This window comes from Aquicoccus porphyridii, assembly GCF_008369105.1.
GTDB lineage: Bacteria > Pseudomonadota > Alphaproteobacteria > Rhodobacterales > Rhodobacteraceae > Aquicoccus > Aquicoccus porphyridii.
This window is the reverse complement of the sequence record NZ_VINQ01000003.1, coordinates 355,838-373,518: the sequence shown is the minus strand read 5'-3', so window position 1 is coordinate 373,518 and position 17,681 is coordinate 355,838. Positions and strand designations below refer to the sequence as shown.

The following is a 17,681-nucleotide window of genomic DNA, read 5'->3' as shown; positions in this document are numbered from 1 at the left end:
CACAGGTGCGAACGGAAACGTACTCCGGGTCGGCATGGCGTGGCGGCAGGATGGTCCCGTATCGCGCCCCAAGGCTGGTGTGCCGCTACGGCTGGGCGAGCCGGGAGATCATTTCGATGTCGTGTCACGATTGATCGGGGCGTCGAATGTCTCTCCTTTCCGCACGTTGATCCTGTGCGTTCGTTCCGTTTCGTACATAAATCCAAGGCGCGAGCCGCGGCGTTATGGTCCGGTCCCGTGGAGGAAGAGATGCGCGATTTCGCTGGCGCGTCTTTGTAGCAGAGGCAGGTGACCGCGCCCCCGGCCCAGCGTCATGCGGAGCTTTGGCGCGTGGAAGGAGAGCGTCGCGAAGAGCCGCCCCTGCGCATCCGCGATCGGCACGGCGAGGGCGACCATGCCCTCGATCGCCTCTTCGTTGTCCTCGCCCCAACCACGCTCGCGGGTCAGGCGCAACTCGTCCAGTAGGCGCGCGGGGTCGGTGATGGTGTTGGGCGCGCGTCGTTCCAGTTCCGAACAGCTCAGCAGCGGGCGCAGCTGGTCGTCGTCGAGGCTGGCCAGCCAAACCTTGCCAGCGGCCGAGCAGTGCAACGGCACGCGGGTGCCGATCGGCAGCGCGATCTGAAGCGGCCATTTGGTTTCGACCCGGTCGATATAGACCACCGCGTCGCCGTCGCGCTGCGCGATGTTGCAGGTCTCGCCGATCTCTTCGGACAGGTTGCGCAGCACCATAGACACTGCCGCGCGATGACGCATCGAGGCGACCATGCCGGCGGCAAGCCGCTGCATGCGGAGCCCCGAGATATAGCCGCGCCCGTCGGGGTGGCGGCGGATGAAACCTTCGCCCTCTAGCGTCGAGAGCAGCCGATGGGCCGTGGGTTTCGGCAGGTCCATTTCCGCCATGACATCTGCGGCAGTTACAGGCGTTTCGCTGCCGCAGATGCGTTCGAGCAGCACGAGCAGCCGCAGGTTTCCGGAAATCGTGGGGGGCTGTTCTGCCATCGGCCCTGATATCGTCCTCTCTAGAGCGCGCGACGGTCGGCGCGGATTATGTCGCTGGCCTTTTCACCGATCATAATGGCCGGCGCATTGGTGTTGCCCGAAACGATTTCGGGCATGATCGAACAGTCGGCGACCCGGAGGCCGCGCACTCCATGCACGTTCAGGCACGAGTCGACAACCGCCGATGGGTCCTGCCCCATGCGACATGTTCCCGAGGGGTGATAGATCGTTGTGGAGGTATTGCGCACCCAGTCAAGGATCGCAGCATCGTCATGGGTGCCCGGGCCGGGGCTGTGGGGCACGCTGATGCGCGAGGCCAGCGGCGCCTGTGCGGCGATGGCCTGCGCCTGGCGGACACCGGCGACGATGGTGCGGCAGTCGGTTTCGGTGCTGAGATAATTCGCGCGGATCACCGGGTGGTCGCGCACATCGCCCGAGCGCAGCGTCAGGCTGCCCCGGCTTTCGGGGCGCAACTGGCAAACCGAGGCGGTGAAAGCCGAGAAGGGATGCACGCCCTCGCCGGGGCTGTCCGCCGACCACGGTTGGATGTGATACTGGACGTCGGGTGTTTCCAGCCCCTCGCGGGTTCTGGCAAAGCCGATCACCAGGCTTGCCGCCATGGTCATTGGCCCGCGCCGGAAAAGTGCATAGCGCAGTCCGATCCGGGCCTTTCCGAAGAGGCTGCGCACCTCGTCGTTCAGGGTCGGCTCCTGGCACTTGAAGACCAGCCGCGCCTGAAGGTGATCCTGAAGGTTGCCGCCGACGCCGGGCAGATGCACCAGCGGTTCGATGCCGTGGCCGGCAAGCGTTGCGCTATCACCGATGCCCGAGAGCATCAGGATCTGCGGTGAGCCGATTGCGCCGGCGGACAGGATCACCTCGCCGCGCACCTTGACGGCATGTTCGGTCCCGTCGCGGTCGAGATAGCGCAAGCCGGTCGCGCGACCCTCGCTCAGCTCGATCCGGCTGGTCTGGGCGCGCGTGATCACGGTGAGGTTTTCGCGTTTCATTGCCGGACGCAGAAAGGCCACGGCGGCGGAACAGCGTCGGCCGTTCTTCATGGTCAGCTGGGCATTGGTCATGCCCTCCTGCTCGGGCCCGTTGATGTCGGGGTTGTAGGGGATGCCCTGGGCCTTGGCGGCCTCGATCCAGGCCTCGCAGATCGAGCGGGATACGCGCATGTTCGATACCGAGAGCGGGCCGCCCACCCCATGCAGATCATCGGCGCCGCGTTCCTGATCCTCGGACCGTTTGAACAGGGGCAGCACATCGGACCAGCCCCAGCCGACATTGCCCATCTGGGCCCAGCGGTCGTAATCCTGCGGCTGGCCGCGCACGTATAGCAGGCCGTTCAGCGAGGATGAGCCGCCCAACACCTTGCCGCGGGGCCAGTCGAGCGCGCGGCCGTTGAGCCCGGGATCGGGTTCGGTGCGATAGCACCAATCCACCGCCGGGTTGTGCATGGTCTTGAAATAGCCGACCGGGATGTGGATCCACGGGTTGTTGTCCGGGCCGCCCGCCTCGAGCAGCAGGACGCGATCCCTTGGATTCTCGCTGAGGCGGTTGGCAAGCACGCAGCCAGCCGACCCTGCGCCGACGATGACATAGTCGAATTCGGCCCCGTCCATCCGCATCCCTCCCCGAAGCGACATGATTTTTCTTGCAATCGAAGCATAAGGTGGCGTTAATGAGACAACAAGTCTCATTTCTGGGAGGAGAATGAGGTGACACTTGCTCCAAACCCGGTGCGCCGGTCAGCGACCTATTGCGCGGTCATGCTGTGACCCCTGAGAGAGAGCATCGCATCCGCCGGATTACCCATTGGCTGGACATGCCGGCGATGATCGTCGGCAAGGTGGCGGCCTGGCTGATCCTGCCGATGATTGTGGCGCTGGTCTGGGAGGTGGTCGCGCGGTTCGGATTCAACCGGCCGACGGCCTGGGCCTATGACGTTACTTATATGCTTTATGGCGCGATGTTCATGCTGGGCGCGGCCTGGGCGCTGGGGCGGGATTCGCATGTGCGCGCCGATTTCCTGTTCAACGTGCTGCCGCCGCGCTGGCAGGGGGCGATCGACGCGCTGTTCATCGTCTGCCTGTTCTTTCCGGCAATGTATTTCTTTACCGTAGCAACCTGGGAATACGCGGCCAAGTCGTGGATGCGGGGCGAGCGCATTCCCACCAGCCCGATGATGCCGATCATCTATCCATTGAAGACCGTGATGCCGGTCACCGGGATCCTGCTGATGATTCAGGGGGTCAGCGAGCTGATCAAGAGCCTCTACAACATCGCCACGAACAGACGGTTCCGCGACGGTGAAGGGGGGCTGGCATGAGCGAACCGATCCTTGGCCTGGTGGCGCTGGGGCTGGTCTTTGTCGGCCTGCTGACCGGCTATCCGATGGCGTTTACCTTCATCTTCATTGCGCTGCTGTTCGGCTTTGTCGGGATGGGCGACCGGGTCGTGAACCTGATGCAGTTCCAGTTCTTCTCGCTGATGCGCAACACGACGATGGCAGCGATTCCGCTATTTCTGTTCATGGGGTTCATATTGGAGAAATCCGGGCTGATGGAGCGGATGTTCCTCGCCCTGCGCCTGCTGCTCGGGCGGCTCAACGGATCACTCTACCTGGTGGTGCTGCTGGTGGCCACGGTGTTCGCCGCTGCAACGGGCATTGTCGGCGCCTCGGTCACGGTGCTGGGCGTCATGGCCGCGCCGATCATGCAGCAGACGGGATATGACACGCGGCTCTCGGCAGGGGCTATCGCTGCGGGGGGGACGCTGGGCATCCTGATACCGCCCTCGATCCTGCTGATCGTGATGGGGCCTGTGGTCGGCGTGCCGGTGTCAGATCTGTTTACCGCGGCGATCGTGCCGGGGCTGATGCTGTCGACGATCTATATCGTCTACACGCTGGTGCGCAGCTATCTGAATCCCACGCTGGGCCCGCCGATCACCGATGCCGAGATCGCCGAGACCTCGCTGGGTGGAAAGCTGAAGGAGCTGATGCTGGGCGTGATCCCGGTCTTCCTGATCATCGCGGCGACGCTGGGCTTCATCATTGCGGGCATCGCCACGCCCACAGACGCGGCCGCCACGGGCGCGCTGGCCTCGCTGCTCCTGGCCGTCGCCTATCGCAAGCTGGGCTGGAGCGCGTTCAAGCAGAGCGTGTATAATACGCTGCTGCTGACCGCGATGATCATGTTCCTGCTGGCCTCGGCAAATTTCTTCGGCGCGGTGTTCTCGCGGTTGGGCAGTGGCGAGTTGCTGACCCATTTCCTGCTGAACCTGCCATTCTCGCCGATGGTGATGCTGCTGATCATCCTCGGCATCGTGTTCGTGCTGGGCTCACCGCTGGAATGGATCCCCATCGTGCTGGTGATCGTGCCGATCTTTCTGCCGACGATGATCGAGATGGGCTATGATCCGTTGTGGTTCTCGATCCTTGTCGCGGTGACGCTTCAGACCTCTTGGCTAACGCCGCCGATGGCGCTTTCGGCCTATTTCCTCAAGGGCGTCGTGCCCAACTGGTCGATGGGCGACATCTATCTCGGCATGGTGCAGTTCGTGGTACTGCAACTCATTGTCGTCGGCCTGCTGATCCTGCTGCCCGATTTGGTGCTGTGGCTGCCACGGGTGCTGGGAAATTAATCCGGTGCCGCGCCGGGTGCGCGGCCTGCAATTAGAAACGGGGGCGCAACCCCGGCGCAACCCATGACGTGCAACCAAGGAGGAGATATCATGAAAATTCGACTGACCGGCCCGTTCAAGGGCACGCTCTGCGCGGTCGCGCTGGCCGCGGCGGGCGCGATGCCTGCGCTAGCGCAGGAATACCGCATGGACATCCAGACCGCGGTGCCCAATGCAAGCCTCTATTTCAAGCTGACCGAACAGTTCGCCAGCGATGTCGAAGAGATGTCCGGCGGGCGCATCACGGTCAACGTGCTGCCCGACGGGGCCGAGGTCGCGGCGTTCGAGATTCTCGACGCGGTCAGCGACGGGGTGGTGACGGCCGGCTATGCCTGGCCGCATTACTGGTCGGGCAAGCATTCGGCCTATGTGCTGTTCTCGAACGTGCCCGCAAGCACCGGGATGGACCAGAACAGCCTGATGTCCTGGTACTACTCGGGTGAGGGGCAGGAGCTGTATCGCGAGCTTATGCAGGAGAGGATGGGCTATGATGTGGAGCCCTTCCTGATGCAGCCGATGGGGCCGGACCCGCTGGGCTGGTTCTCGCGGCCTTTCGAGAATCTGGACGAGTTCAAGTCGATCAAATACCGCAGCCCGCCGGGCATCGCGGGCGAGACCTACGCCGCCATGGGCGTGCCCGCTGTGGCCATGCCGGGTGGCGAGATCGTGCCCGCCGCGCAGCGCGGCACCATTGACGCTGCCGAATGGATCGGGCCGGCCGATGACCGCAACCTGGGCTTGGACAAGATCTGGGATTACTACTATCTTCAGGGGCTTCACCAGCAGACCGATATCGGTGAACTTCTGATCAACAAGACCTGGTATGATGAACTTCCCGAGGATCTGAGGGCGATCATCCGGGTCGCGGTCAAGGCCAATGCAACCCAGACCAATGCGGCCAACCTGCACGAGAACTCGGTCGCGGTGAAGGAATACGAGGAAGCGGGCATCAATGTTCTCGACGTGCCGGAAGAGTACTACACTCGCTTCATCGAGGCCCAGAACGGGGTCATCCAGAACTATATCGAGGCAGACGAGTTCTTTGCCAGAGTCTATCAGTCGCAAGAGGACTTTGCCGATCTCGTCTATCCCTATCACTCCCGCGTGGTGACGTTGCATCGCAACGTCGTCGAGGGCGCGGAGGCAGCCCGCAACAAGTGATGCGGGCGAGGCGCGCCCCGGGACGATGTTCCGGGGCGCTGCCAGCAGGACGCCACTGTCCGGCTGCACCCATTTTCGACATCTATTTTGGGAAACGACCGGTTAAGTCCGACACTCTGGTCGAAGGCAGGAAAAACTGTTCCATCCAGCGGATAGGCGCCGCCATTGATTGGGCATGCCCGCTATCTTGGCTTCACGGGCAAAGCAGCGATTTCAACCGTGATCTGTTCTCACTGGCGGAAGGCACATGCCAGCGCCTTCCGCCGAAAAGACCTTATCCTCAATTGTCGGGCAAGAAGGTCATAGGTTCAGGGATTTCCCATCCCGCTTCACGGTAGTAGCGCTCGGCCCCGGGATGCAGGCGGCTCGCAATCAGTTCGAGCGCCGTTTCCCGCTTGATGGTCGAGGGCATCCATTGTGCGGTCTCGTGGATTTCATCGATGTTTTCCCAGATCGCTTTGGTCACCTGGTAAACGACCTCTTCCGGTACATGCATCCCCGCGCTGAAGTTGACGATGGCACCATGCGTGCGCACATCTCCGCCGTGGTGATTGTCGCCGTAGGCGCCGGCGGGGATCGTGTTGATCGTACCGCCGGTGAACCGTCGGATGTTGAGTTTGTCGACGTCGACGTCGAGGATCCTGATTTCCTTGGTCAGGGCGAACTGCTGGATCGCCGGGCTCGGGATGTTCGTGGGCAGGACGATCACGTCGATCTTGTCGTCCTGGAAGGCCTGGATCGCGGCGTCGAAACCGTAGGTCTGGACATCCATATCCGCCTCTGTGAGGCCCGTGATCGTCTCGATGTTGCCCAGAACGACCGTCCTTGCCGCGCCGCCCGGCGGGCCGACAAAGACCTTCTTCCCTTCGAGATCTTCCAAGGTCTTGATGTCCGAACCCGCATCCGTGACGTAGTGATAGGGCCCGATCTGGTAGGAAAAGATCATGCCGAGTTCTTTTTCAAGCTCGGGCGCGGCCTCGAATGTCTTGAAGGGTCCGATCCGGTTGACCATCAGCCAGTTGATGGTCGGAGAGCCGAAGAAGAAGTCGACCTTGCCCTGGGCGGCATCCACCAGGTGCTTGGTCGCCGCTCCGGTGGCGCGTACCTGGAAATCGACTCCGTCCACATGTTTATTGACGACCTTGGAAATCGCAGTGTTGACCACGAAGGGCGCCATTCCGGGTGCGGTCGACGTGACCTTGTATAGATCCGCTGCGGCGGCTCCGGCCGTGAATGCGATGGCGGCCAAGCTGGCAGCAATCGGTTTGCGGAAACGTTCAAGTCTCGAATTCATGTGATTGACTCCTCTTGTTGGTAGGTCAGGTTGTCTGCCGCATCTGCGTGCGGCTCAGGAAACCGAGGGCGAGCGTGGCGACGACCGCCGGCACCCAGATCGTGGGAAGCGGGAACATCGCCGCCGCGCCGATGACGAGCCGAACCGCCCGCTGTCCGGCGCCCAATCGACCCAGTCTTGGGTCTGCGCCGCCGAGGGCGCTGGCCAGCATCCAGATCGCCGCCAGCAGTCGGCAGATGGTGAAGCCCAGCTCGCTCCAGCTGAACTCGCCGGCTACGAGCAGGAGCGACGGCGAGAACACGAAGACATAGGGCACCAGCAGACCCACGACCGAAATCCGCAGCGCGACAAAGGAGGTCTGCAACGGATTGCCCCCGGCAATGGGAGCGGCGACATAGCAACCATAGGCGATGGGTGGCACGATGGAGGAATAGACCGCGAAATAGAGCACGAACATGTGCGCTGCCAGCGGCAGAACCCCGGCCTTGATGATGGCCGGCGCGATCATGATCGCAATGATGAGGTAGGCAGGCAGGGTCGGCAGGCCCATTCCGAGGATCAGCGCCCCGAACATCGCCAGGATCAGCGCGAGGATCAGGCTCTCCTCGCCCGCCGACGCGATGGACGTTGCAAAGCGGATCGCCACGCCGGTCTCGTTCACCACCGCCAGAACGATGCCGATCACGCCGACCGCGAGCATGATCTGCGCCGCGCTCACTCCGCCATCGGCAAGCGCCTGAAGCAGACGCTGCGGTTCACGGCGGAATTTGGGGTTCAGCACCAGTCCGGTCGCAATCGCGGTGACCACACCGATCAACCCGGCCATCGCAGGGCTCTTGCCCATGATAAATGCACCCATCAGCGCCATGATCGGCAGAAAGATCAGCGCGGAATCAAGCCAATCCCGTGATGTTAGCACCGGAATCTGGTCTTTCGGCAAAGGCTTGATGTCGAGCCGCACCGCCTCGGCATAGACCTGGGCGAATAGGCCAATATACTTGAAAACCGCCGGCAACGCGGCCGCCACGATCACCAGGGCAAAAGGCATGCCCACGAGATCTGCCATCACGAAGACGGCGGCAGCCATGATCGGCGGTGTGAGTTGCCCACCCGACGATGCGGCGGTTTCGACGGCGCCCGCGAAGTTGGGGGAAAATCCCTGCCGCTTGATGAGAGGGATGGTGAAGACGCCGGTCCCTGCGATGTTGGCAGCGACACTGCCCGACATCATGCCAAAGACGGCGCTGGCCACGATGGCCGCATGCGCCGCGCCGCCACGGATTCGGGCCGTCAACGCCGTCGAGATGTGGATCAGACTTTCGCCCGCCCCCGTGCGTTCCAGAACGGCGCCGAAGATCAGGAAGATCAGGACATTGTCAGCAACAAGGCCCGTGACGCGCCCGAACACCCCGTCGAAGGAATACCAGGCGATCTGCATGAACCCGCCGATTTCCATGCCGAAATGTTGCAGGATGCCGGGGAGGCTTGGCCCGGCAAAGCCGAAGGCCACGAAGACTGCCGCCATGATCGCCAGAGACCATCCCCAGGCTCGCACCGACAGTGCCACGAGTGAGACCAGACCCAGCACGCCGGCCGCAATATTCTCCGGAGTGGCCATGTAGAAACCAGTGTAAAGTTCCTGCTTGACGCGAAAGAACCAGATTGCGGAGTAAAGGAACGCCGCGACCAGCCCGATATCGACAAGCCAGCCTGCGCGCCCCAGGCGATTATAGATGGCAACGGGTCGGGTCATCGCGACGATGACGACGCTGATCGCCAGTACACCGAAGCGGGCATTGGCCTCGTCCAGGACGAAAAAGGCGATCACGGCGATGATGATCAGGGAGAAGACGAATGCCAGAGCGCGCCCGAACTTCTGGATACCGTGCAGTTCCGGTTGCGAGGTTGCCGTCATTTTGCCCTGCTCGTCTCCAGTTTTTCCACATTGTGCGTCACAAGCTTGTCGATCAGGCGTCGGAACTCGGAACGTTCATCGGCGGTGAAGACCGATGTCATGATGGCGTTTCTCTTTGCGGTGAACCTTAGGGCCTCGCGATGGACCGTCTCCCCGGCCTCGGTCAGGCGCAATTCGATCTGGCGCGCGTCGGTACTGGATGTATTGCTGACGATCAGGTTCCGATCCGATAGGGAGCTGATCACCCGGCTCAACTGCCCCTTGTCGAAGTAGAGAAGCTCGCGCACGGCAGAGAAGGTCACTGGCTGTAATGCCCCGGTGATGCCGATAACACGCCAGTCGTTCAGGCTAATCCCGAACTCGGACCGGAAGATTTGCCCGGCCATGCGTTCATTGATGGCGGCGAGCCGTGCGATGCGGAAACTGAGCGCGTCGAGTAGTGACTGGAGCGGTTCTATCTCCACATTTTCGGCAGGCGGTGTGTGGTACCCGGCTAGTGTCATGGAATCCCCCCTTCACTTGTTAATAATGCAGTTTGTTGACAAAATCAACGAAAATGATTACCCCCCGACCAAAAGGATCGAGGAGGCAACAGGAATGGTTCATGCAGACAAGGTCTTCACGGGGGGTGTGATCCTCACCATGAACCCCAGGCAACCAGTCGTTGAAGCGCTGGCGGTGAAGGACGGTCGGGTACTGGCCACCGGGTGCGATGCGGAGATCGACGTGTTGACGGGCCCGGGCACTCAACGTGTCGATCTGCATGGCCGCTTCGCGATGCCTGGCTTGATCGAAAGCCACACGCACGCCTTGTGGGGCGCTTGTCGGGATCTGTTTCAGGTCTATGTCGGATACACCGCGACGGTCGATAAGTTGGCCGATGCGATCCGGCAGCGCGCTCGGAGCCTGTCACGCGGTGATTGGATTACAGGCGGTCCCTGGCGGCTCGAGATGCGGGCAGAGCTTGGCATGACCCCGCGCGCATGGCTTGACCAGATCGCACCAGAGCACCCGGTCGCCGTGGCCGACACGTCGCAACACGCGTTCTGGTGCAACAGCGCGGCGCTTGCACAGGCTGGAATCAACCGCGACACGCCGCATATTCCGGGTGGCGTGATCGAGCGGGACAGCGCGGGCGAACCCACGGGAATGCTGGCCGAGACCGCCGGCGCACCGGTTCGCAGATGCACGACATGGACGCAGTCGCAACTTTCGCAGGCAAGTGAGTATTTTATAAAGTATTTCAACAGTCTGGGCTACACGGGTTTCAAGGAGCCGATGGCCGATGAGGAGGCGCTCACGGCCTATGCCGCGGCCAGCGACAAGGGACATCTGAGCCTGAACATGGCAGCGCATATCACCGCCTTCTCGCCACTCACAGGAACACTTGCTCCGATCAGGGAGATTGACCGGCTGTCCGCCAAGTATGAGCGCCCCGGCATCCGGCTGGGCTATGCGAAACTCTTTCTGGACGGTGTCGCACCGGCTTATACGGCCTCCTTTCTGGACCCCTACCTGCCGGCGCCCGGCTACGACCCGGACTCCCACGATCCCGACGCGACGCTGCTCATGGACCCGTCGACACTGAATGAGACGGTCACGGCGCTGGACGCAGCGGGATATGTCGTGAAGATGCATGCGGTCGGTGACAATGCCGCGCGCAAGGGGCTGGATGCGATCGAGGCGGCCCGGTACGCCAACGGATCATCCGGCCTGCGGCACGAGATCGCGCATTCGACGTTCATTTCCGATGCGGATCTTTTCCGTTTCGCCGAACTGGGGGCCGTCGCCGAGGTTTCGCCCAAACTCTGGGCTCCCAATTCGGCGACCGCATCGCAGCGCGCGGTTCTGGGCGAGGAGCGGTTGACCCGCATCCACCGCATCCGGTCGCTGATCGAGGCAGGTGCCGAGGTTATCTTTGGCACCGACTGGCCCGCCTCGGCGCCGGATGCCAACCCGTGGACCGGGCTTGCCGGGATGCTCGACCGGAAGGATCCGACCGGGCAGTACCACGGGACAATCGCACCGGATCAAGCGATCCCACTCGATGCAGCCCTTCGGCTCTTCACGGTCAATGGCGCGCGCGCCATGGGCATGGCCGGGGAGGCGGGTCAACTCATGGCGGGTGCCTGGGCAGACATGGTCGTGCTGTCCGATGACATCCGGAACATGACGCCTCCGGAAATCGGCGCAATCGAAGTTCGGCAGACGATCTGGCATGGCCAATGCGTTCATGAGCACTGACATCGGAGAGGGCGAACTCCGTTGTGCTGCGCCTCCGACGCAGATCTCGACGGCAGGCTGACAGAATCCCGCGGCAAACTTGTCGCCTGATCCCCAGCTTCTTCCCGTTCCCTGGCGGTCCATATGCGCCCCCCGGCGCCGGGGTTCGCGCAGGCGCAAAAGGCATGAAAGCAAGGTAGATCTGGCGCCGTCCAGTGTCATTCGGCAATCTGGACGGGCTATTTTCCCGGTTCCAGTTCTGCGCTCCGGAGGCCGTCCCGCGCCCAATGCGCGCAAAGGTGGATCAGAATGACCAGCATCGCGATCGGAACCACTGCAACGATCCAAAGCAAGGAGATCCCCAATGTATCGGCCACAAGGGTGGATTGCCGTCCGAGGAAACCGCGCCCGAATTGCCCTCTCAGATCGAAGAAGCAATACCACAGTATCGGCACGATGAATACAAGCACAGCCAGAGTGTGCAAGGCATCCGCCATATATCCCAAGACGTTTGGACGATCTGGAAACACGCTGGCCAAAAGAACGGCGTCGGTTTTTGTCTTGAACGACAGCGTAGCCCCGAGAAGGCCAGTCCACACCATCATGTACCGCGCTACATCCTCGGTCCAGACTGGCGGGGATGAAAAAACATAGCGGGCAATCACCTGAAGCATGACCGTGCAGAACATCACCACGATCGCCGCCACGGAAAGCCGCCGGATGACCGCGTGCAACGTGTCGCTTACGAAAATAACGGCTTTGCGCATCATAGTCCTGCCTGAATGAAAGCAATCGGAAAACCACGGGGCACAAGGCGAGAGGCAGTCAACCGCCCCGCCTTGTGCAGCGCTCTCAACGCATCTCGTCTGCGAGGGATGTCCAGCTTGCCACGTCTTCTGCCGACACGACACCGGTTTCATAGACGGATCTCACGCCTTCACGAAATGCCGTCAGTTCCTCGGTTGTCAGGCGCTGCACGGTCACGCCCAACTCTTCAAGCTGTTCCAGGGCAGAGCCCGATGCTTCGTCAAGCCAGATGCGGTTTGCCTTGTCGCCGGCTTTGACCGCCTCGGTGACAACCGCCCGCTCATCGTCGCTAAGGCTGTCGTACCACAACCGCGAGGCCAGGACTGCGCGCATGGGGATGATCACCTTGGCATCCGAAAAATTGCGCACAACGTCGGTCTGACCAAAGGACATGGGCACAAAGGGCGAGTTCATGTAGCCGTCGACCACGCCCGTCTGCAATGCCGTCATGATCTCGCTCCATGACACGATAACGCCGGAAGAGCCCCAAGCCTCGTACATGGCGAGCTGCGCGTCATCAAGCGCGCGCATTCGCAGCTTGGCGATATCCTCAGGCGTCCTTATCGCCGCCTCCGTAGTGATGAACCCCGACGCTGGACCGATCGGAACGATGGCGAGCAGAACAACATCCTGTTGGGCAAGGTTTTCGTTCACCCGTTCGAAAAAGTCACCGGCCTCGAGCATACGGTCCATGTGGGCGGCGTCGTCGAACAGATAGGGCAACCGCAAGCCGTAGATATACGGGTCAATCCGCGCCACTGCCCGGACATCCGATTGCGACATCTCAAGCAACCCGGTCGACAGTTGATCGAAAATCTCGTCTTCATTGCCAATCGACCCTCGGGGCATTTCGCGGACGTCCATGCCGTTTTCGGACATGACCTTTGAAAAGCCCTGAATCCAGTTATAGGTTCCAGAAGTTGCAAGGTTGGGGGGACCGTCAAGTGCGACCTTTACCTCCGCGGTAGCCATTGTCGCGGCCATCAAAAGGCTGGTCGCAAGTGTCATGATCTTCATTTTCTTCTCCTCCTCCAAGGTTGGTAGCGGGGTCAAAATCCCAAGGCGCGCGGCAGCGCCAAGGTGAGTTCAGGAAAACGTGCAAGCACGAAAAGCAGCGCGATCTGAACAAGTATGAACGGCATCGCGACCCACGCCAGCCGCCAGTAGTTCAGCGATGTCAGTGCCGCGACGAGCACCAGGCACTTTCCAAGAGGCGGGGTGATCAGGCCGATGCACAGGTTCAGGCAGATCAGGATACCAAGATGGACCGGATCGACGCCCTGATTGATGGCCTGCACGGCAAACAGGGGGACCATCAGCGTAACCGCAACCGTTGTGTCCATGAACATCCCGGCAATCAGGAAGATGACCATAAGGAACACGAGGAATCGGAACCCTGTCAGGTGAAATGCCTCGACCCAGTGCGCCAAGGCTTCGGACCAGCCCATCTGCCCTGCAAGATAGCCCAGGATCGAAATCGCGGCGAGAATGATAAAGATCGTGCCGGTCATGCGTGCCGTCGCCTCGATGGCGTCGATCAGCATCGACCAGCTTAGCCCGCGATAGGTCAGCCCTGCCAGGATCGCCACCAAGACCGCGATCGCGGACCCTTCTGTGGGTGTGGCCAGCCCGAACACGAGCGATCCCAGAATGACGGCAGGCAGGCAAAGTGCAGGCAGTGCCCTCAGAAGACTCGGAAAGAACGGGGGAATTTCCGACGCCTTGCCGCCCGGATGATCGTAACGATAAGCCATGAAGACGTTCAGGGCCAATAGCACTCCGGCGAGCAAGAGACCGGGCACGATTCCGGCCACGAACAGGGCGGCCACCGATGTGCTGGTCAGGCCACCGTATATGATCATGATGATGGATGGCGGAATGATCGGGCCGATCATTGACGACGCGGCGGTGATCGCACCCGCATAGTATTTGTCATAACCTCGGTTGACCATTTCAGGCACGAATGACCGCGAAAGCGAGGCGCTATCCGCGACCGCGGACCCGGACACCCCGGCAAAGAACACGCTGGTCAGGATATTGACGTGACCCAAGCCACCCTTGAAACGCCCGACAACGGACAGGGCGAAATCGACCAGGCACCGCATGACGCCTGCACGTGTCATGATCTCTGCGGTCAGAATAAACAGTGGCATCGCCATGAAGGCAAAGACATCAAGCTGCGAGAAGATGCGCTGCGGCATGATCGACAGGAACTGCGCCTTGTCGAGCGTGATGAACGTGATGACCGATACCGCGCCCATCAAATAGGCAAAGGCCGTGCCGCAGATCAGGAACACTACGAATGCTATCGGTATGAGCCACATGTGGTTTGGCCTTTCTCAAACAGCGGTGCGTGCCGAGGTGGGGTCTGCGTCCGCATGCCTGGCGCTGTCGATAATGCTGCGCGGGTCGACCGGGGCGGGTTTCAGCGCGGCAAAATCGGGGCGGGGACGGGCGGTAGAGTCGTCTTGCTGAAAGAGCGTTTCAAGCGATTTTCCTATGGCCAGAAGCCGGGCATCGCCCCCAATTGCACCAAGCATCTGTAGGCCAAAGGGCATTCCGCTGGCGTCGCGGCCCGCGGGCAGGGTCAGGCTGGGTCCGCCACTCAGAGAGCCGCGATAGGTCAGCGCCAGCCAGCGGTAATAGATATCCTGCGGTTGGCCGTCGATGGTATCGGCAAAGGATTGTGTCCATGGGAAGGGTGATACCGGTGCGGTTGGCAAGAGAATGACATCGACCTCCCGCATCAGGCGGTTGAAACGCCGCAGGATACGTGTCTGCTCGGCATGCGCCCAGGCCCGGTCGTCCAGGGTCATTTTACGTCCCACGGCGACATTGGCCCTGACCTGGCTCGGGAAGTCATCCGAACTGCGCTGAACCCCGATACCGAAGGCCGCAAGGAAACTCTCCGCGCGCAAAATGTCAAAGACGCGGTCCATGTCACCCAGAGCCAGATCGACCTCTTTCAGGGACGCAACATGAGGGGCTATCAGATCGATTCTTTGACGAAAGGTCGCTCGGATCTCGGGATCGACAGGCAAACCGCCAAAATCCTCGCTGACGCCGACGCGCAACCGCGCAAGCGGTGTTGGCCGAATGTTGTTGAAGCGATCTGCTGCGGCAGGAGCCGACAACGGATCATCCAGATCGGACCCGTGGATGCAGCCGAGCATCAGCACAAGATCATCCATCGTGCGCGCCATTGGGCCAAGCACCGAAATCGCCGACCAGCCCAGCGGGCGATCGGGATGAGCGATCACATTCGCAGAGGGGCGAAACCCCACCACGCCGCAGAGTGACGCAGGAAGCCTCAAGGACCCACCGGTATCAGATCCGGTGCAGAGCGGCAGCATGTCCGCCGCAAGTGCCGCCGCGGAACCGCCTGACGATCCACCTACAATCAGCCGGGTGTCGAAGGGATTGCATGTTGCGCCCCAGACCGGGTTCCTGGTGTTTCCGCCGGCACCGAACTCGGGCACGTTGGTCTTGGCTGCGACGACCGCGCCGCTGTTGCGCAACCGCGCTACGATCGCCTGATCGCGCGCAGCGAGATTATTGCGAAAAAGCGGGCTGCCATGGGTGGTCGGCAAGCCCCGGACATCCTGCATGTCCTTGATGCCTATCGGCACGCCGTCCAGCCGCCCGAGGGGCTGACCTTTGGCCCAGCGGCGGGTCGAGGCCTGCGCCTGTTGCGAAGCGCCCTCGGTATCGATTGTGGTCAGGGCGTTGATGGTCGGATTCCAGCGCGAAATCCTGTCCAGACAAGCCGCAAGCACATCATCGGGCGTAAAGCGGCGTTGCGCAAACCCGCGCAGCATCTCAACGGCTGACAGCTCTGGCAAACTGGCCTCAGACATGCCGAACGCCTGATTTCGCTGCGTGAACCAATCTCACCCCAGGATCCTCCCCGATCATGTGAAGAAAGTGTGCTACAGACGCTAGGCGACGACGACCTGTCAGAAAAATGAAATCCCGGGCGGCAACCATAACTTTTGGTTATTCATTCCTCTGAGCCGCACTTTGTTCGATGCAATGCAGGAAGAGGGATTTGCTTTTGTCTGTCGGCCTGTCGGATCGCCAATAGCAGCGCACTTCGGAAAGCAGGTTACCGGCATCCAACGGCAGTATGGCCAAATCCCCTCGCAGCGCATGCGCCTTGGCAAGCTCCTCGGGAAACAGGGTCAAGACATTCATTTCCTTCATCAATGCCATGTTCAACGTCAGTGAGATCGACGCGGTAACCCTTTCGGGTGTTGCCAGACCATATTGCGCAAACAGCGACGAAATCCCTTGGCGTGCGACCGAAGTCTCAGGAGAAAAGACCCACGGCCAGCTTACGACGTCGGGCCATGACACGTTTCGGGCCCTTGTCAGTGGATGTTTTGGGCCGGCGACGACACGCAACCTTTCTTCATACAAAAGGGTTTGTGCAATACCCGAGTATTCCTGTGGCTGCCATGACCGCGCGATAAGGAAATCAATGCTGTTGTCGTTCAGCAAGGGCAGCATGGACACAAAATGCCCCTCGATCACGGACAGGTTCACATTCGGGGCCACGCTGTTCATGAACGCGATTGCTCGGGGCAAGAGTGTCGGCGCGACAGACCCCACGGCGCCGACCGCCACGGCGCCGGAAATGCCTGCGGCAAGCCCGTCGATATCCAGCGCGGCGCGTTCGATCTGGGCCAGCACCAGGCGTGCGTGCTTGGCAAGGCGCAGGCCGACCGGGGTAAGATACAGCCTGTTTCGTTCACGCAGGACAATGGGGCTTCCCACGATCTGCTCCAGATCCGCGATTTGCTTGGATACGGCAGGCTGCGTGACATTCAAAGCCTCGGCAACTCTCGCAACGAGGCCAAGCCGTTCAAGGCTGTCGATCATCCTGAAATGTCGGATGGTCAACCTGCTATGCCATCTCGCGCCCGTCAAGAAAGACCTCCGAAACCGCCCAATCCGATGTGCTGATCCATGCAGCACGACTGTGGTAAGCAAGCATAGCGGTAGAGTTATTGGCGGTCGATACGGTTGGACAGTTTGGAATGCGCGCTGGCTGGAGTTGGGCGATAGCCTCCCTGTGCGCCCAATCCCGGCGAATCAGGTCACGGACATGGCATTGAGCGAGTCCGAGCCTTTCGCCATGGGCAGCGGCCTCGCCACTTGAGCTAGGGCCGGGGGGCTAGAACGGACCGATTACCAACCACCGACAACCGAGGTCGTCACGGACAGGCGCGGTTCGAGATTCCACGCAAAAGGCCTTCGAAGATCCGGGCGAACACACCTATCTCGCCCCAACATTTCCAGCGATTGCAGCGGGTCTTCGCTGGCCATGCTCCTTCGCAGCAGCGCAAGCTATTGCGGTTTATGAAGTTAATGCCGCTCAGCACGCGCCGATCATCGCCGCGTGGCTTGCCAGGGCTCTAGCGAAAGAACGGCTGCAACAGCGCCATCTGCTCGTCGGTCAACCAGAATAGAGTGCTCACACGCCCCTCAGTTTGGGAACGTGACTCACGCAGCCTATCCAACCTCGAGCCACTTAACGGGTCCTGAGCTTACATGTTCGAGGAAAATATGTTTTTGGGGGTGATGCTGGAT

The 17,681-nt window shown here is 61.3% G+C and carries 14 protein-coding genes and 1 pseudogene; 4 read left to right on the top strand and 11 right to left on the bottom strand.

From position 1 onward, the window contains the following. Positions 1-222: 222 nt before the first annotated feature. Positions 223-999 carry an IclR family transcriptional regulator gene (locus tag FLO80_RS07055; RefSeq protein ID WP_111363113.1) on the bottom strand — a complete coding sequence of 259 codons (777 nt, stop codon included), beginning with the start codon at positions 997-999 and terminating at the stop codon, positions 223-225. Positions 1,000-1,019: 20 nt separating this feature from the next. Then, a complete protein-coding gene (locus FLO80_RS07050) occupies positions 1,020-2,627 on the bottom strand; it encodes a GMC family oxidoreductase (protein ID WP_111363255.1) in 1,608 nt (535 codons plus the stop codon). 152 nt (positions 2,628-2,779) lie between these two features. Between FLO80_RS07050 and FLO80_RS07045 the strand changes: the two genes are divergently transcribed. The 3 genes from FLO80_RS07045 (at position 2,780) to FLO80_RS07035 (ending at position 5,850) form a co-directional block, all read left to right on the top strand. Beyond that, positions 2,780-3,334: a TRAP transporter small permease subunit gene (locus FLO80_RS07045; protein ID WP_146611007.1), complete on the top strand. Its 555-nt coding sequence runs from the start codon at positions 2,780-2,782 to the stop codon at positions 3,332-3,334. After that, positions 3,331-4,650 carry a TRAP transporter large permease gene (locus tag FLO80_RS07040; protein ID WP_111363108.1) on the top strand — a complete coding sequence of 440 codons (1,320 nt, stop codon included), beginning with the start codon at positions 3,331-3,333 and terminating at the stop codon, positions 4,648-4,650. The genes FLO80_RS07045 and FLO80_RS07040 overlap by 4 nt, the downstream gene beginning before the upstream one ends. A gap of 90 nt (positions 4,651-4,740) precedes the next feature. Beyond that, positions 4,741-5,850: a TRAP transporter substrate-binding protein gene (locus FLO80_RS07035; protein WP_188078232.1), complete on the top strand. Its 1,110-nt coding sequence runs from the start codon at positions 4,741-4,743 to the stop codon at positions 5,848-5,850. A gap of 280 nt (positions 5,851-6,130) precedes the next feature. On the opposite strand, the gene FLO80_RS07030 is transcribed toward FLO80_RS07035, so the two are convergent. The 3 genes from FLO80_RS07030 to FLO80_RS07020 form a co-directional block, all read right to left on the bottom strand. Then, positions 6,131-7,099, bottom strand: coding sequence for a TAXI family TRAP transporter solute-binding subunit (locus FLO80_RS07030; protein WP_188078231.1), 969 nt, complete (start codon positions 7,097-7,099; stop codon positions 6,131-6,133). A 70-nt stretch (positions 7,100-7,169) separates the two neighbouring features. Next, on the bottom strand, positions 7,170-9,059 hold the full coding sequence (locus FLO80_RS07025; RefSeq protein ID WP_111363099.1) for a TRAP transporter permease: 1,890 nt from the start codon (positions 9,057-9,059) through the stop codon (positions 7,170-7,172). Further along, a complete protein-coding gene (locus FLO80_RS07020) occupies positions 9,056-9,562 on the bottom strand; it encodes a MarR family winged helix-turn-helix transcriptional regulator (RefSeq protein ID WP_111363253.1) in 507 nt (168 codons plus the stop codon). The genes FLO80_RS07025 and FLO80_RS07020 overlap by 4 nt, the downstream gene beginning before the upstream one ends. 94 nt (positions 9,563-9,656) lie before the next feature. On the opposite strand from FLO80_RS07020, the gene FLO80_RS07015 reads away from it, so the two are divergent. Further along, positions 9,657-11,303 carry an amidohydrolase gene (locus FLO80_RS07015; RefSeq protein ID WP_188078230.1) on the top strand — a complete coding sequence of 549 codons (1,647 nt, stop codon included), beginning with the start codon at positions 9,657-9,659 and terminating at the stop codon, positions 11,301-11,303. Between the two features lie 218 nt (positions 11,304-11,521). Here FLO80_RS07015 and FLO80_RS07010 read toward each other — a convergent pair whose 3' ends face one another. The 6 genes and pseudogenes from FLO80_RS07010 to FLO80_RS06985 form a co-directional block, all read right to left on the bottom strand. Beyond that, positions 11,522-12,049 (bottom strand): TRAP transporter small permease, encoded by a 528-nt coding sequence (locus tag FLO80_RS07010; protein WP_111363251.1) that lies wholly within the window; start codon positions 12,047-12,049, stop codon positions 11,522-11,524. A gap of 85 nt (positions 12,050-12,134) precedes the next feature. Then, positions 12,135-13,106, bottom strand: coding sequence for a TRAP transporter substrate-binding protein (locus tag FLO80_RS07005; RefSeq protein WP_111363095.1), 972 nt, complete (start codon positions 13,104-13,106; stop codon positions 12,135-12,137). A gap of 32 nt (positions 13,107-13,138) precedes the next feature. Then, the gene (locus FLO80_RS07000; RefSeq protein ID WP_111363092.1) at positions 13,139-14,413 is read right to left on the bottom strand and encodes a TRAP transporter large permease; all 1,275 of its coding nucleotides are present in this window, start codon (positions 14,411-14,413) and stop codon (positions 13,139-13,141) included. A gap of 15 nt (positions 14,414-14,428) precedes the next feature. Continuing rightward, positions 14,429-15,946: an amidase gene (locus FLO80_RS06995; RefSeq protein ID WP_111363090.1), complete on the bottom strand. Its 1,518-nt coding sequence runs from the start codon at positions 15,944-15,946 to the stop codon at positions 14,429-14,431. 139 nt (positions 15,947-16,085) lie between these two features. Continuing rightward, complete coding sequence (locus tag FLO80_RS06990) at positions 16,086-17,066, bottom strand: LysR family transcriptional regulator (RefSeq protein WP_281286968.1); 981 nt, start codon at positions 17,064-17,066, stop codon at positions 16,086-16,088. Positions 17,067-17,338: 272 nt separating this feature from the next. Beyond that, positions 17,339-17,569 (bottom strand): annotated as a pseudogene (locus FLO80_RS06985) (IS5/IS1182 family transposase); the annotation flags it as partial. Between the last annotated feature and the right edge of the window lie 112 nt (positions 17,570-17,681).